This is a genomic window from Desulfarculaceae bacterium, from assembly GCA_020444545.1.
In the GTDB taxonomy this organism is placed as follows: domain Bacteria; phylum Desulfobacterota; class Desulfarculia; order Desulfarculales; family Desulfarculaceae; genus Desulfoferula.
Window position 1 is genome coordinate 1 of sequence record JAHLKT010000008.1, and the last position, 16,555, is coordinate 16,555.

The 16,555-nt window shown below is 57.8% G+C and carries 12 protein-coding genes and 2 tRNA genes; 10 read left to right on the forward strand and 4 right to left on the reverse strand.

Annotated features, from left to right (window positions below; genetic code table 11):
- Positions 1 to 125: 125 nt before the first annotated feature.
- Positions 126 to 214: transfer RNA gene (locus KQH53_18765), tRNA-Sec, on the reverse strand.
- Positions 215 to 928: 714 nt separating this feature from the next.
- Between KQH53_18765 and KQH53_18770 the strand changes: the two genes are divergently transcribed.
- The 10 genes from KQH53_18770 to KQH53_18815 all read left to right on the forward strand — a co-directional run bounded on the left by KQH53_18770 (position 929) and on the right by KQH53_18815 (position 13,250).
- Positions 929 to 1,942: a hypothetical protein gene (locus KQH53_18770; GenBank protein MCB2228726.1), complete on the forward strand. Its 1,014-nt coding sequence runs from the start codon at positions 929 to 931 to the stop codon at positions 1,940 to 1,942.
- A 338-nt stretch (positions 1,943 to 2,280) separates the two neighbouring features.
- Positions 2,281 to 3,504 (forward strand): site-specific integrase, encoded by a 1,224-nt coding sequence (locus KQH53_18775; GenBank protein MCB2228727.1) that lies wholly within the window; start codon positions 2,281 to 2,283, stop codon positions 3,502 to 3,504.
- Between the two features lie 76 nt (positions 3,505 to 3,580).
- Positions 3,581 to 4,009, forward strand: a complete 429-nt coding sequence (locus KQH53_18780) for a hypothetical protein (GenBank protein ID MCB2228728.1) — start codon at positions 3,581 to 3,583, stop codon at positions 4,007 to 4,009.
- Between the two features lie 33 nt (positions 4,010 to 4,042).
- A complete protein-coding gene (locus KQH53_18785) occupies positions 4,043 to 4,468 on the forward strand; it encodes a hypothetical protein (protein ID MCB2228729.1) in 426 nt (141 codons plus the stop codon).
- Positions 4,469 to 4,807: 339 nt separating this feature from the next.
- Entirely contained in the window at positions 4,808 to 5,998 is a 1,191-nt protein-coding gene (locus tag KQH53_18790; GenBank protein MCB2228730.1) for a MarR family transcriptional regulator, read from the forward strand.
- A 470-nt stretch (positions 5,999 to 6,468) separates the two neighbouring features.
- Positions 6,469 to 9,225 carry a DEAD/DEAH box helicase family protein gene (locus tag KQH53_18795; protein MCB2228731.1) on the forward strand — a complete coding sequence of 919 codons (2,757 nt, stop codon included), beginning with the start codon at positions 6,469 to 6,471 and terminating at the stop codon, positions 9,223 to 9,225.
- A complete protein-coding gene (locus KQH53_18800; protein MCB2228732.1) occupies positions 9,222 to 10,760 on the forward strand; it encodes a restriction endonuclease subunit S in 1,539 nt (512 codons plus the stop codon). The genes KQH53_18795 and KQH53_18800 overlap by 4 nt, the downstream gene beginning before the upstream one ends.
- Before the next feature lie 28 nt (positions 10,761 to 10,788).
- Positions 10,789 to 11,211: a hypothetical protein gene (locus KQH53_18805; GenBank protein MCB2228733.1), complete on the forward strand. Its 423-nt coding sequence runs from the start codon at positions 10,789 to 10,791 to the stop codon at positions 11,209 to 11,211.
- Between the two features lie 33 nt (positions 11,212 to 11,244).
- Entirely contained in the window at positions 11,245 to 12,708 is a 1,464-nt protein-coding gene (locus KQH53_18810; GenBank protein MCB2228734.1) for a type I restriction-modification system subunit M, read from the forward strand.
- A 5-nt stretch (positions 12,709 to 12,713) separates the two neighbouring features.
- Complete coding sequence (locus KQH53_18815; protein ID MCB2228735.1) at positions 12,714 to 13,250, forward strand: hypothetical protein; 537 nt, start codon at positions 12,714 to 12,716, stop codon at positions 13,248 to 13,250.
- Positions 13,251 to 13,362: 112 nt separating this feature from the next.
- Here KQH53_18815 and KQH53_18820 read toward each other — a convergent pair.
- From KQH53_18820 to KQH53_18830, 3 genes are all read right to left on the reverse strand, one after another.
- Positions 13,363 to 13,460, reverse strand: a tRNA-Sec gene (locus KQH53_18820).
- Between the two features lie 35 nt (positions 13,461 to 13,495).
- Positions 13,496 to 14,944: an HD domain-containing protein gene (locus KQH53_18825; protein MCB2228736.1), complete on the reverse strand. Its 1,449-nt coding sequence runs from the start codon at positions 14,942 to 14,944 to the stop codon at positions 13,496 to 13,498.
- An 8-nt stretch (positions 14,945 to 14,952) separates the two neighbouring features.
- Positions 14,953 to 16,449 carry a LysM peptidoglycan-binding domain-containing protein gene (locus tag KQH53_18830; protein ID MCB2228737.1) on the reverse strand — a complete coding sequence of 499 codons (1,497 nt, stop codon included), beginning with the start codon at positions 16,447 to 16,449 and terminating at the stop codon, positions 14,953 to 14,955.
- Positions 16,450 to 16,555: the final 106 nt, after the last annotated feature.

Here is a 16,555-nt window from a genome sequence, read left to right on the forward strand (position 1 = left end):
GCCGGGCGGAAGTAGCGCGGGTCGATCTCCACGTAGTCGTGCCAGTCCAGGCCCAAAGCCAAAGCCCGCCCCCTTTCGGGGGCGGGCTTTGTCGATGCTACTGGCGTAACATGCTGATATCATTGTGGCGGAAGTGCATGGGAATCGAACCCACCTACCGCCTTACTCAGACGGTACACCGGATTTGAAGTCGTTAAAATGGCTCCGAGCCTCCTCGGCTGCCATAGTCTAACTATAAGATATTAATATGTCATCCCAGAAGATATCCGCCGCGACTTTCCCGCAAAAATTGCCATTTAGAGATTTTTTGTGGGGTACATGTGGGGTACAAGCAATGCCCTATAACCACATTGCTTAGTCACAGGTTGCCTGCTCAGGAATATTAATCGTTGCCCGGGAATCGGGTAAATTCCATGTTGGCATCGAGGTCTCAGGCGCAGCAACCAAAGCTGCAGTCGGGCAAAGGGCCCTGAAACCTTGCTGGAAAGATGAGGCCGTATCTTATCGAACATGGCATCAGCCAAGCCCGGAAGAAAACATACCATCCCTTAGGCGAGGGCAAGATCGACCGATCAAGCAGGCCTCTAAGAATAGGGCCGAATAGGAGAACTACTATCTGCACCGGAACCTAAAACACCTGATTTAGTAGCCTCGTTGATTAATACAGCCACCGACGGGCGCACGAGTCCCCGGGCAACCTGGTCCCCGCTGATGTGTATTACGTTAGGAAGGAGAAATGTCAAACCACTAAAGTAAAATCGCTCCTCTATAGATTGACGGCACATAATAATTTTTTTATAATGACCGTCACTATTATACGTCAGTGCATGATCATTTTGCGGAGCATTATTATGACTTTTCAACGCTACCTGACGAGAGGTATGAAATTACTTGTCTCTCATCAATAAGTGGGAAAGGATCACGTAGAATGGAAAATTTGCCAAACGATATGGTCGACAGATACCGCAGTCTAGCAGCTGATTTTACTAGATTGTCAAAAAATGCTTTCTCGCTTAGAAACCAAGACTTAATGGATGCCAACAATGTATCACTAGTAGAAAGCTATTTTAAAAATATGGGCCAGCTGTGCAGCTTAACGGCTTCATCTCTCGAAGAAAGTTTTAAAAACATATCAACATTCGAGAGGCTTTCACAAGAGGAGAAAGACAGGATCAAATTAATTATTGCTGGCCGTTGTTTTGAAGGACTTGAAATCGTGCGTGGCTTTTCTCGTGAAAGAGCAATGTCTGATTTACCTTACCTGATACAAAAAAATGAATCTCTTAATAAATTTACATTAAAAATAGGCGATTCTATATGCGACTCCATCGAATTGCTTGAAAAATTATATGAGACTTACTATGATCTATTTGTAAAAAAAACCCACCCCAAAAGCCTTCCACCTGAAGCAGATATACCCACTGAAATGTCAGAATTATTTACAACGCTTGAATACATATCAAAATCGTTTGATACCCAACTTCTTTCGATATTTGACAATATTAGACATTACAATAAATCACTAAAAAACAGCATAGCAGACCAGCAGGAAAATTGGAATGAACATTTAAAAGACAAAACATATAGCGAAAAAAGAAAAAGGGCCGACCGGTTCACTAAATATTCCAAACTATTACCATTTTTGGTATCACAAATTTTTTCATTTGCTAGTGATGGCGCCAAATATCCTGGTGAATCATTTGACTTAATAAATGAGTACCTTCAATATTGCCACGACACGATACTTTTAGGTAAAGTTGAAAACATGTTGGACAAAGAAAAGGATAAAATGATCATAAAAATAATCCAGCTTCCTTTGTCAATGATCCCGTTAGGCGCAATATATGAAGGGTATTTCAATGCGCTTACGCTGACAATGATCCATAACATTGAATCAATCTCCGGTGATTCTATGACAAAAACAACTACGAATAGCAAATGATTTTTACTCAATAATTATGCTGTTTATTAAATCTACTGTTTATTTTATGCATTTTAATGCTAACATCTAATTTCAAGCGAATATTTTGTTAGAATAAGCAACAAAAACATTATTGAAAATGCCCAGCAAGAGGTTGCAACAGCTACCACCGTTTATCGTTGCTACGGTTTCGAACAATACCGAATCTAGCTCTATAGAAACGTTCTATATATTAATTTGTTAATTCAATTTTCAGGAAGTCAACCCACCGGTACTTTTCCACAAAAATTGCCTTTTAGAGCTTTATTGTGAAGCACAGGTGGTTTAGAGTAGCCGTAGAATCCAACTACGGGTAATCATTGTCGAATATCCAAAAAGGCCCCACCAAGTTCCCCGGCGTCAGATATTACGAACGAGAAGGACGACCTCGCTACAACGGCAAGGCCGACCGTTACTACTCCATCCGTCTGCGGGTGGATGGAAAGCTCAAGGAGGAGGGCCTGGGTTGGGCTTCCGAGGGGTGGACGCCCGAAAAGGCCAGCCTCGAACTGGCCCGCCTCAAATCCGCGAGGGTCACGGGCCAGGGGCCTAGCACCCTGGGCGAGGAAAGGCAGCTGAAACGGCAGGAAGTCGAAGCTAGGCGGGCCCAGGAGCAACGAGACCAGCTCAAGCGCCTCACCTTCGCAGACACCTGGGCCCTGTACTTTCCCGATGCCCAGGAAAACAAGACCAAAGGATCGTGTCAGCGAGAGGAGTGCTTGTACAGGCTCTGGCTGGCCCCCGTTCTCAAGAAGCTCCCCCTGGTTGAGATCAGGCCCTTCCATCTCGAACGAGTCAAAAAGAACATGCGGACCGTTGGCCGGCATGACCGAACTATCTGCTACGCCCTGGCGGTGGTCAGGCAAGTATTCAACTTCGCCCGCCGCAACCGGCTGTTTAGCGGAGACCCGCCCACCAAGGAAGTCAAGTTCCCGAACAGCGACAACCGCCGCCTTCGCTTCCTAACTGTCGAGGAAGTCGCCAGACTCCTAGCCGACCTGGCCACCAGGAACCCCGAGGTCCACGACATGGCCCTCCTGAGCGTCGACTGCGGGTTGAGAAAGGGCGAAATCCTTGGACTCACCTGGGCCGATGTGGATCTGAAGGGCGGCTTCCTGACCCTGCGGAACACCAAGAACGGGCGTAGCCGCATGGCCTTCCCGACCAAGCGCGCCAGGGCAATGCTCACCCGCAGGGCGGGGTCATCAGTGGGCGAGCTGGTTTTCCCCGGGAGCGACTACGCCCGAGTTCAGGCCATAAAACGAGCTTTCGGCAGCGCGATGGAGACCCTGGAATTCAACGAGGGCATCACGGACCCCAGGCAAAAAGTCGTTTTCCACAGCCTCCGCCATACCTACGCTAGCCGCCTGGCCGAAAACGGGGTGAGCCTCTACACGATCAAGGAGCTCATGGGGCACTGCACCCTAGCGATGACCGAACGCTACGCCCACCTGTCCGAGGACACCCTGCGGAAGTCGGTGGCCGTGCTTGACGCCACGCACACTGTTTCCCTCAAGGCCGTCGATGCCGCCAGCCAGGGGTAGCCGATGCTCTCACCACCCTATGGATGGAGGACCTTGCCTGCCGCGGGAGATCGTCGAGAAGCAAAGCTGGCCCGTCTTGGATCAAATCGTGGTGTCAGGTTCCTTCCGCTACATGTGGCTCAAGTACATCCAAGGCGTCGACCTCGACCAGCATTGCTCAAGTGGGCTTTTGGGGCCCTTCTCCGAAAAGGTAGGCCCCACCATGGGAGCCAACCCAAAAGCCGCTCTGAACGAAGCTGAGGCCCTTGCCTACTACCTCTGCGGCGTCACCCTCCCCTACCGCTGGGCCGACAACTTCCACCTCGCCTTCGTCTACGACCCCGAGAGCGAGATCGACATCGAGCGTCACGGCATCAAGGTTCGCATCCTGGGCGCCAGGGAAGTCCCGATCCATGAGGTCGACCCCGAACGCTGCCTAGCCAAGCACCACCTTCACAAGAAGGCTTACGCGACCTGCCGCAACTGGCAGTTCGCCAACATGCTCGTGAACGGCGAGATCAAATGACCTGGGACCCGCAAGCAACCATAGGAGGAATTCATGAAAAGACCGCTGCGAACGATGAGCACCCTAATCTTGGCCATCACCTTGTTGGCCGTCGCTAGCACCGCCAACGCCGACTGGCTCGCCGTCGGTGTCATCTGCCAACTCCCCCAGGATGCGGCCAAGGCCAACGAGGAACTCGGGGAACAAGTCGATGTGGTCAAGGCCCTGCCGTTCATCACCGAGCGCCGCTGCGCCATTCCAGAGAAAAAGCCCAAGATCGTATGGGTCCAGCGTGGCTTCAAGAAGAAGGGCTGGCTGGCCGACACGGTCGACCGGAGCATCGTCCAGGTGAAGATGGTGATCGAAGGCAAGCGGTCCCTGGTCTACGGCTGGACCGCCTGCAAATGGATCATCAATACGGAAACGGGCAAGAGCCTCTGCGACCACGACGGTCCACTGTTCAAGGCGTGGGGCGAATAGGCGACTCGTTACCTGATGCTGGGCCCTGCCATATCAGCCTCTAGGATGCAGGGTCGGCATTGAGGTGCAAACCTCCTGACGTGCATAAAACGGCTTTCTATGAACAAAACGTTTGTAGAAAGCCGTTTTATACAAAGACGCCGTTACCAAGACCCCCACAGAGTTTATTGCCAGCAGAAGAGTCGCTCTGTCTATGCTGCAAAAAAATTGCCTCTCAATTAAAAAACTGCCCGCTGAATCCAGTTCATCAACTTCGTTCCTGTAGTATCCATTGGGCCCGAAAATATCGTTGTTTCCTAGGAATCGTCGGCCCTGAACTCAACTCGGAAGGACGGGAGCATGAAGGAGCTGAAGACCCTACTTGGAGAACTCCCTAATAGTGAAGTGCAACTTTTGGTTTGGGGCGAACTGCTCAAGGCAACCCTCGCGGGTGATGGCGTCACATTTGGGCAATTGGCTGCCCGTCTGCCTGAAACCAATAAAGGCTCCATCTCGAGAACCCTTAAAACGCTGGAGGGAAAGGGCATGGCAGAACGTGTTCTGCCCACATCCAGCGGTTGCGATAGGGCAACTCCTGAGGTTGCGATAGAGCAACCTGACCACACGGTATTCAAGGCGGCAAAAGCTAATGAAATTACTAAATTTTTCTCCGGATTACTCTCCTTGGCAGGGAAGGCGAGTTGCTCTAAAGCAACCAAAACCACAACACTTTTATATAAGAATAAAAAAAGCGTTTCTGAAGATGTTTTAAATTTAAAACAAGGTGAGGAGGGGCCTCTCCAGAAAGGCCCTGTCCTCTCCGCTTGGTTCAAGGAGATCGATTACAAGCGCCTCGAAAGAAAACTCCCCTCCAGCGCAAAAGAATTCGCCAGGATCCATCGCCTCGAGCAAGCCTGCCTGAACACCATGTACGCGGGCTATTACAAGACCTACGGCGCCGACCCCTTCCTGAGAACCAGACGCTTCTGCGAAGAATACGCTCGGGCCTGGGAGAACTTCCTCCCAAGAATCCCCTGCCTCGGCGAAAAGGCGATCCTGGGTAAAAAGTTCACCGACAGCGCCTTCTGGCCCGACCTGGTGGAAGCTCGCCGTCAGGCCGACAGGAACAACGCCAAATACGACGAATGGGTCGATGCCATCTTCAAACGCTACCGCGATAACCCCCTGCCGCATCGTGCCACCCCCACGCCAAAATATTTCAAGACGCCCAAGGCGGCGGAAATCTATGCCGGCTACTACGCCGACCTTTACCTGGGCGGAACTCGTGACCTATTTAGGCCGATCTGGAGCAAGGACGAGCATGACCTGACCTGCCCCATCCAGATCAGCACGTTCCAGAACTTCTGCGAGGAACTCAAGGCGGTGGCCAAACTGAATAGCCGCCCAGCTCATGAGCTTTTCGACGAGGCCGTTCGGGCGGGCTCCCTGCCGCTGGATTACGTCAAGAAGTACCACAAGGACATCGCTGACAAGATATGCGACGAGAAGGGCGAGGTCAGGTTGGGGCTGGTCGAGGAATTGGGGCTGTGAGGCCCTCACGGCCCCGTAGAGGGCCCGGCTTGACCAGACCCTAGTGGGGGGCATGGGTTCAGCGGCTCGTGCGTCCTGGGGGGAGAATCTGTTCCTCAGTATTTCCGGAGAAAAGTGTCTCATCCAAACCAACGTGGCCTCAAGGCTAACTATGGCAAATAATTATAACTCTTCCGATTCGCGGTCGGCTGACATGGCCGAAAAGGGAGACACATAAAAAAAGAGAGGAACTCCGTCGACGATCAATCCACCGCGTCTGATCAACGCCGGCGCTAAAACCGAGGAACTGCGCCCAGGACCTAGTACTCATTTCCGCCAACGGATCCAATCGGTTGACTTGGCCCCGACAGACTGGCTATCCTCGGACCTGATTCCGAAATCCAAGCTAACCGACGAGGGCCCAGACAGCGGGCCTTTTCGTCGAGGGTATGCCGACCCACAGCCTGCCCGCGTGGGGTGGTCGCTATTCGATGGTCACGCCAGAAGCCCAAGCCCGGGAGCAGATCGACCAGCAGCTGACTGCTGCTGGCTGGCTGATCCAGGACGTCAAGCAGCTCAACCTGGCCGCGGGTTTGGGTGTGGCGGTGCGCGAGTTCCCCACCAGCAAGGGCCCAGCCGACTACGTCCTGTTCGTGGACAAGAAGCCCGTGGGGGTGCTGGAAGCCAAGAAGGCGGGCACCACCCTCAGCGGCGTGGCCGAACAAAGCGGCAAATACCAAGACGGCATCCCCGACATTCTGCCTCACGTGCCAGAGCGTCCCCCGTTCGCTTATGAGAGCACGGGGGTGGAGACCCTTTTCCGCGACGAGCGAGACCCCGAGCCTCGCTCCCGACGCGTCTTCACCTTCCATCATCCCGAGACGCTCGGCGCCTGGCTCGAGCAGGACGACACGCTCAGGGCGCGCCTGGGGCACCTACCCGAGCTCATCACTGCCGGCCTGCGGGACTGCCAGGTCGAGGCCATCACCAACCTGGAGGAGTCGTTCGCCGCCGACCGTCCCCGCGCCCTGATCCAGATGGCCACCGGCTCGGGCAAGACCTACATGGCCGTGAGCTTCATCTATCGCCTGATCAAATTCGCCGGGGCGAGGCGGGTGCTGTTCTTGGTCGACCGCCGCACCCTGGGCCGCCAGACCAAACGCGAGTTCCAGCAATACCGGGCCCCCGACGACGGGCGCCTTTTCACCAACCTGTACAACGTCCAGCATCTCACCTCCAACAAGCTGGACCTGGTCAGCCGGGTGTGCGTCTCCACCATCCAGCGCGTTTATTCCATGCTCTGCAACGGAGGCGAGCCCGACGACGACCTCGAGGAACGCTCGGGCTTCGCCAACGCGCCACTAGACGAAGCGCCCAAGGACGTGTCCTACAGCCCGGCCTTGCCCATCGAGACCTTCGACTTCATCGTCACCGACGAGTGCCACCGGTCGATATACAACCAGTGGCGCCAGGTGCTGGAATACTTCGACGCCCACCTGATCGGCCTCACCGCCACGCCCTCCAAACAGACCATCGGCTTCTTCAACAAGAACCTGGTCATGGAATACAACCACGAGCGGGCCGTGGCCGACGGGGTCAACGTGGGCTACGAGGTCTATCGCATCAAGACCAAGATCACCGAGGAAGGCAGCACCGTGGAGGCGGGCTACCATGTGGACCGGCGGGACCGTCTGACCCGCCAGGTGCGTCTGGATCTGCTGGACGAGGACCTGGTGTATGGGTCGAGCCAGCTCGACCGCGACGTGGTGGCCAAGGACCAGATCAGGACGGTGATACGCGCCTTCCGCGACAAGCTGTTCGAGGCCATCTTCCCGGGACGCACCGAGGTGCCCAAGACGCTCGTCTTCGCCAAGGACGACTCCCACGCTGAGGACATCGTGCACATCATTCGGGAGGAGTTCGGCAAGGGCAACGTCTTCGCCAAGAAGATCACTTACAAGACCACCGGCGAGAAGCCCGAGGAGCTGATCGCCAGCTTCCGCAACTCCTACAACCCGCGAATCGCCGTGACCGTGGACATGGTATCCACCGGCACCGATATCCGCCCCCTGGAGTGCCTCCTGTTCATGCGAGACGTAAAGTCGGGGGTCTACTTCGACCAGATGAAGGGGCGGGGCACCAGGGTTATCTCGACCACCGACCTCAAAGCCGTCACCCCCGACGCCGAGGTTAAGGACCACTTCGTCATCGTGGACGCGGTAGGCGTGTGCGAGGGCGATCGCACCGACACCAGACCCCTGGAGCGCAAGAAGAGCATCTCCCTGGAGAAGCTGCTCCTTGCGGTGGCCATGGGCAGCCGGGAGCCCGACACCCTGGCAACCATCGCGGGCAGGCTGGCCCGGCTGGATCGCAGCCTGGAGCCCGAGGAGAAGGACGAGATCAAGCAGGCCGCAGGCGGCCAGACGCTCAACGCCATCATCAACTATCTCCTCGACGCGGTGGACTCCGACAAGCAGCAGGCCAAGGCGCGGGAAATGTTCGGGAGCGACGAGCCCGACAAGGAGCAGCTCTCTCAAGCCCAGGCCGAGTTGGCCGAGACAGCCTCCGCGCCCTTCAATCTGCCCGAGTTGCGCGAAACCATCCTGGCCATCAAGAAGCGCAAGGAACAGGTCATCGACACGGTCAGCGTGGACGAGCTGCTAGAAACGGGCTTCTCTCAGGAGGCCAAGGACAAGGCCCAGGGCGTGGTGGAGTCGTTCGAACAGTTCATCGAGACCAACAAGGACGAGCTGAGCGCCCTGCAAATGATCTACAGCCAGCCCTACGGCCAGCGTCGCCTGACCTTCGCGGCCATAGACCAGCTTGCCAAGGCCATCCAGGAGCCGCCCTACAACCTGCGCGAGGAGACCATCTGGAAGGCCTACGAGCGGTTGGACAAAGCCTGGGTGCGGGGAGCCGGGCCCAAGCGCCTGCTCACTGATATGATCTCCCTGGTGCGCTTCGCCCTGGGCGAGGCCGAGGTGCTGGAACCCTATGCCGATGACATAGAGCGGCGCTTCACGGCATGGCTGGAGGCTCAGCAGGCGGCGGGTCGCGGCTTCACCACCGAGCAAGTGGAATGGCTGGTTATGATCAAGGACCACATCGTGACCAGCCTGACCGTGGACGTGGATGACCTGGAACTGGCCCCCTTTGCCAGCAGGGGTGGGCCCTTCAAGGCGGCCCAGGTATTCGGCGGTCAGCTTGATGACATTCTGCGTGAGATCAACGAGGCATTGGCAGCGTGAATAAGCATCAAACAGAGTCAAATGGTCTGCCAAACTCTTGGGCCTGGGTTGAATTGGCTCAATCGGGCGAATGGAGAGGGGGCGGCACTCCGAAAAAATCGAACCCCGATTTTTGGGAAAACGGAGATATCCTCTGGATTTCACCAAAGGATGTCAAAACAATCTTCATCGCTGACACACAAGACAAGATTACACTTGAGGCTGTGGAAAATTCAGCAGCCAAAATTGTTCCTAACCAGTCAATAGTTTTTGTGGTTCGAAGCGGTATTCTTCGAAGGTTCCTGCCAATAGCATTAACAACTGTAGATTCAACTATCAATCAGGATTTAAAAGCGTTAACGCCATACAATTTCATCAATAGTAAATTCGCTTTATATGCTTGCTTAGCTCATCAAGAAAACATCCGAAAAACATGCTCGAAGGACGGCACAACGGTAGAAAGTATTGAATTTAACCTCCTAAAGAAGTACAAAATTCCTCTCGCTCCCGTCAACGAGCAGCCCAAGATTGTTTCCAAGATCGAGGAGCTGTTCAGTAAGCTAGATGCCGGAGTCGCGGCCTTGGAGAAGGCGCAGGCCCTGCTCAAGCGCTACCGCGCCTCGGTGCTCAAGGCCGCCTGTGAGGGACGCCTAGTGCCCACCGAGGCAGAGCTGGCCCGCAAGGAGAAGCGTGCTTACGAGTCGGCTGAGGCCCTCCTAGAGCGCATCCTGGAGGAGCGCCGCGCTGCTTGGGAAGGCGCGGAGTTGGCCAAGATGGTCCGCGCCGGCAAGTCCCCCAAGAACGACAAGTGGATGGCCAAGTACAAAGAGCCTGCCGCGCCTGATACTAGCGATCTGCCGAAGTTGCCCGAGGGGTGGGTGTGGGCGACGGTTGAACAGTTGGGCGCAATAGGCGAGCAGCCAGTCCTCACCGGACCATTTGGAACAAATCTTGGGAGAGATGATTTTATATCAAAAGGTATTCCTGTATTGACTATTGGATGTCTAACTGAGCAGGGGATAGACCTTGAAAAAGCTGTCTATATTTCTAGCCAAAAAGCAGATGAATTAGATAACTATAAAGTTAATGAAGGTGATCTTTTATTTTCGAGAATGGCAACTGTTGGCAGGGTAGGCTACGTCACTCCTGAATTTGAAGGCTCGCTTATTAACTACCATATTATGCGCTTGAGGTTGAATCAAGAAGCACTCTTGCCGTCTTATTTTCTCAATTATGTGCGAGGTTCGCACCAAGTCATCAAATACGTGAGAAAAGTAAATCACGGAGCAACTAGAGACGGGATAAACACAAAACAACTATTGTCACTTCCCATCCCACTTCCTCCGCTTGAAGAGCAATGTAGTATAGTTGCAGATATAGACAGAAGGTTTTCTGTAACAAATCAAATATACAAAAGCCTCGCTATTTGCTTAAGCCAGGCAAAAAATACCAGGCAAACCGTTTTAAGAAAAGCCTTCCAGGGCAAGCTGGTTCCCCAGGATCCAGACGACGAGCCCGCCTCGCTGCTGCTGGAACAAAACAAAGCGGGGAGTTAAATGCGCACACAAACAACAGGGGGTTATGATGCCTAGTTCCAAAAAAGAGTATAACTTCACCATCCCTGCAACCAAAAACAGAGACGAGGTGATTAGTTGCTTACGAAACCACGGTTTCGTAACCACTAACGGAGGCTATTCTCGAGACAAAAACAATAATAAAGTTTTAAATCTGACAGGTACATTCCAAGGAAAAGATATAGATATAAATCAAATTCAATTAGATTTGGTAAATCTAATTGGGCCAATTAATCGTTTCTTTGGTGTTAATGAAGAAGAAAAACATCTCACCGAACAATGCTTAAAAAATGCCGGATTCACCATCACGGGAGTTCGGGAAGAAGCTCCAGGTAAATTTAATATTTGGTTTAAATTAGATGAAGGGTTAAAAGAATTTGAAGAAAAATTGTCTGTCGCCTTAGATTGTATCCGGGAAGCTTACCCGGATTAATTATGTCATCAATCAATTAATGGATATCTTTTAATGACCGCCGACGCCGCTATCACCCAGAAGCTCTGGAACTACTGCAACGTCCTGCGAGACGACGGACTGAGCTATCAATCCTACGTCGAGCAGCTCACCTATCTGCTGTTCCTCAAGATGGCCGACGAGCAGACAAAGCCGCCCCTAAACCGGCCCAATGTCCTGCCGAAAGGCTACGACTGGCCCAACTTGCTGAAGCTCGATGGCGACGCCCTGGAGGTCCAGTACCGCCACATTCTGGAGGATCTGGGCAAGCAGCCCGGCCTGCTGGGGGTCATCTTCCGCAAGGCCAAGAACGAAATCCAGGACCCGGCCAAGCTGCGCCGCCTGGTGGAGCTGATCAACGGGGAGACCTGGGTGGGCCTGGACACCGACGTGAAGGGGGCCATTTACGAGGGCCTACTCCAGAAGAATGCCGAAGATGTAAAGAGCGGGGCGGGGCAATACTTTACCCCCAGGCAGCTTATCAAGGCCATGGTGGAGGTCATGCGGCCCCAGCCGGGTATGACCATTTGCGACCCCGCCTGCGGCACGGGAGGCTTCTTTCTGGCCGCCTACGACTACATGACCGACCCCAAGCGCTTCAAGCTCGACAAGGCCCAGAAGGAGAAGATCAAGCACAGCACCTTCAGGGGCTGGGAGATCGTGGACAGCGCCGCCCGCCTGTGCGTGATGAACCTTTACCTGCACGGCATCCAGAGCATCGAGGACGAGAGCCCGGTCACGGTCATAGACGCCCTGATGAGCGACCCTGGCGAGCGCTTCGACATGGTGCTGACCAATCCGCCCTTTGGCAAGAAGAGCAGCGTCACCATCGTCAACGGCGATGGCCAGACTGACCGCGAGACGTTGACCTATCACCGCGAGGACTTCTGGGCGACCACCAGCAACAAGCAGCTCAACTTCCTCCAGCACGTGCGCACCCTGCTGGAGATCAACGGCAAGGCGGCCATCGTGCTGCCCGACAACGTCCTGTTCGAGGGAGGAGCGGGCGAGACGGTGCGTCGCAAGCTGCTGGCCTCCTGTGACGTGCACACGCTCCTCCGCCTGCCCACGGGCATCTTCTATCGGCCCGGGGTCAAGGCCAACGTGCTCTTCTTCGACAAGAAGGAGGCCAGCGAACGGGCCTGGACCGAGAAGCTCTGGATATACGACCTGCGCACCAACAAGCACTTCACCCTGAAGCAGAACCAGATTGCCCTGGACGACCTGAGGGACTTCATCGAGTGCTACAACCCCGCCAACCGCCACCAGCGCACCGAGAATGAGCGCTTCAAGGCGTTCAGCTACGACGAGCTGATGCAGCGGGACAAGGCCAACCTGGACATCTTCTGGCTCAAAGACGAGAGCCTGGAGGACTCGGAGAACCTGCCCGAGCCCGAGGTGCTGGCCGCCGAGATCGTGGCCAATCTGGAGGCCGCCCTGGAGCAGTTCTCGGCCATCCAGGAGGAGCTGGAAAACTGAGTAGCATGGATTCTGTGACTTCTGACCTCCAGAAGCGAGCGATGAGAAGACCAACCCAACAGACACTTCGTGGCTTAGGAAAATCCGGTTGGATGATGAGCCTCCGAGACGAAGCTGACTCCAGTTGGGGCGGCGTTGACTCGTTCTACAAGGATTTTGCCGGGACTGCTGATTTCGCCTCGGAGGTATGGGGAAAGTACGTTGGCAGGGGAACTCCACCAGAGCCAGGGGAAGGCATCGCTTTTTACCACAACAGCAGGGCGGCTTTTCCCCAAAACGACCTCTTCAAGAGAAGGCCAAGGATTTCCTTGGTGGGTGTTCTCAAGAAAGTTGGATGTGAAGGGCGCGAGGTCACCTACATAGAAGGCGATTATCATGAGGGCATTTTAGAAGCCCTACAGAGACGGCCAATATTAAGAGACTCAAAATCGATTCATATTTTCGAAGCTGCGCGAATGGTTCAGGGAAACTTGGCCACCTTTTACTGGGTCCCGCCTGATGCTTGGCGAGAGTTGCTCACCTGCCTGCCAAAAAGCCTATGATTTTACTTGGTGTGGGGTACATGTGGGGTACGACCACCCCCATAACAAGGCCCGCCCCCCTTCCGGGAGCGGGCCTTCTCGATGCTACTCGCGTAACATACTGAAATCATTCTGGCGGAAGTGCATGGGAATCGAACCCACCTACCGCCTTACTCAGACGGTACACCGGATTTGAAGTCCGGGAGCCCCACCAGTGAGCTTTCCACTTCCGAATCGGTAAAAACTAGCACCGAGCCTGGCACCCGTCAAGGAAGCCGATACTTATGCGCCCGGCGGGCCAACTCCAGGGCGGCCTCGGGGTCGCTTATCTCGCCGTCGAGCTGAGCCTCGCGCACCAGGGCCAGGAGACGGCCCACCTCGCGGCCCGGCGGCAGGCCCAGGGCGTCCATTACCTGGCGGCCGTCGACCAGCGGCGGGGCGGCCAGGGAGGCGGCCAGCTCCTGGTCGCGGCGGCGGGCCACCTGGTCGTACAGGGCGATGAGGCGCGCCTCGGCCTCTGGCGGGCGCAGGGGGCCGCGCCCGGCCACGGTGTCGGCCATGGCCATGAGGAACATGCCTGCCAGGTCCGGGCCGGTGGCGGCCAGCAGGCGGCGCAAAGCCCGGGTGGTGAGCTGTCCCCGATTCTCGGCCCCCATGAGATGGAAGGGCCGCATGTGCTCGGCCACCATCATCCCCACCCAGGCGGCGTCTGCCTTGGACAGGCCCAGGTCCCGGCAGCGCCGCCGGGCCAGGCCCCCGCCCACCGACTCGTGGCGGTAGAAGGTGGCCCACACCGCGTCGCGCGCCTGGCGGGTGGGGGGCTTGCCCAGGTCGTGCATGAGGGCCGCGCTCATGAACAAGGCCCTCCGGCGGGGCGGCTCCAGATAGGCGGCGGCCTCGTCCTTCAGGGCCCCGGCCAGGGGGCCGCGCCCGGCGGCCAGCTCCACCGCCGCCTCCAGGCAGGCCAGGCTGTGCTCCAGCACGTCCAGGTGATGGTAGGGATTCTGCGCCAAGCCGCGCCCGGCGGCCAGCTCGGGCACCAGGCGGGTGAGCACCGAGCACTCGTCCATGGCCCGCACCGCCCGGTCCGCGCCCGGTCCGGCCATGAGGCTCAGCCACTCGGTGGCCAGGCGCTCCGGGGCCACCCGGAACAGGCCCGGCCCTTGCCCTGTCAGGCGATGGGCCGTATCCGGGGCCAGGGACAGGCCGTGGGTGGACATGAAGCGGAAGGCCCGGAGCACTCTGAGGGGATCGGCGGCCAGCACCCCCGGCCCGGCCGGGCGCAGGAGGCGGGCGGCCAGATCCTCGCGGCCGCCGGTGGGGTCGATCACCGCCGAGGCGGGGTCTTGGTCCCACAAGGCGGCCAGGGGCAGGGCCAGGGCGTTTACCGTGAAGTCGCGGGCGGCCAGGTCGGCCTCGATGCCCGGGGCGCGCAGCCCGGCCAGGTCCACATAGCCCCCGAACAGCACCACCCGGCAGGTGGCGAACTCGCGGCCCAGGGGCACGAAGCGCCCTCCGGCGCGCTCGGCCAGGGCCCGGCCCAGGGCCAGGGCGTCGCCGCTCACCGCCAGGTCCACGTCCGGCGGACGGCGGCCCAAAAGGGCGTCGCGCGGGGTGCCCCCGCAGAGCCAGGCCTCCCAGGGCCCCTCCTTGGTCAGCCCGGCCAGGGCGGCCAGGGCGGGCGTCTCGCGCAGTTCGCGCCAGGGGTTGGCCATGGGCCGGCCTACTTCTTTACGTAAATGACCAGCTTCTCGCCGATGAGAATCTTGTTGCGCTGGGCCAGCTTGGGGTTCCAGGCCTTGATCTGGTTCAAGGTGGTGTCGTAGTCGCGGGCCAGGCCGTAGAGGGTCTGGCCGGGGCGCACCACGTGAGTTATGCGCACCAGCTGGGGCACGGACGGAGTCGCCGGGCGCACGGCGCGGCGCGGGGCCGAAGCGACGGGGCGGGGCGCGGGGCGCGAGGCCACGGAAGCCACCTTCTTCTCGAGCTGGTCCAGGCGGCGGTCCACCTGCTGCTCCTGGCGGTCGTCAACGGCCAGCTTCTTTTCCAGGGCTTTCAGACGGGCGGCCAGCTTGGGGTCGGCCTGCCGCGCGGCGGCGGCCTCCTTGCGCACCCGGGCCAGCTCCTTTTCCAGGGCCGCCACCCGCTGGGCGTCACTGCGGTCGCCCTTGGCGTCGGCCTTGGCCAGGGCGCTGAGGCGCTTGTCCAGCTCGGCCACGCGCTGGTTCAGCTTGGCCTCGGCCGGGGAGGCCACCCCGGGCTTGGCGGCGGCCAGGGAAGCCACCTGCTTCTCCAGGGCGGCCAGGCGCTTGTCGTCGGCGGCCACCGCCTTGCCCCCGGAACTCAGGCGCTTTTCCAGCCCGCGCAGACGCTGTTCCAGCTTCTTTTCGCGGCGCTCCTGCTCGCGCTCCATCTTGCCCAGGGTGGTGGTGACACCGGAGAGCACTTCGCCCTGGCCCACCACCCGCTGCACCAACTGGGGCGGCACCACGGCCGCGCCCTTGGCCGCGCCCTTGGCGGGCTGCTGGGCCAGAAGCACCATCTGCTTCTCCAGCTCCTCCAGGCGCTTGCGCATGTTGTCGTCGGTCTTGGCAACCGGCTTGGCTTTGCTCAGGGCGGCCACCTGCTTTTCCAGGCCCTTGACCTGGGCGGCCAGCTTGGGGTCAACCGGGGCGGCCTTGGCCAGCTTTTCCACCTGGGCGGACAGCTTTTGGTTGGCCTGCTCCATTTCCTTGAGCTGCTTTTCCAGGCCCTGCACCTGTCCGGCCAGCTTGGGGTCGGCCTTGCCGGGCTTGCCTCCCTTGCCCGCCGGGGCGGCGGACAGGGCGGCCACCTGCTTCTCCAGGGCGGCCAGGCGGGCGGCCAGCTTGGGGTCGCCGCCGCCCTTGCCGGACGGGGGCGCCTCGCCCGAGGCGGCCTTGGTCAGGCGCTTGTCCAGCTCGATCAGGCGTTTGTCCAGCTGGCTCAGGCGGCGCTGGGCCGCCTCGGCCGCGCTGAGCACCTTGTCCAGGCGGGCGGGGTTCAGGTCGGCCGGCACCCCGGCGTTCTCCACGACGCGGTCGCCGCCGCTGAAGAGCCCGCTCAGGAGGATATAGAGCAGATATATGCCGCCCATGGCCACCAAAATGGCCACCCCGATCTCCAGGGGAGACAGGCGGAAATTGCGGCGGCCGCCCCCGCGCGTGGGGGGCAGCTTGGGGCTGGAGAGCACCTTGGGCATATCACGTTCTCGCTATAATGATCAGGTCGCCCAAAGCTAACAAAGCCCCGGGACTTTAGCAAGACCACGCGGCTTGACGGCCCCGCCGGGCCACTCTATGCTGAAG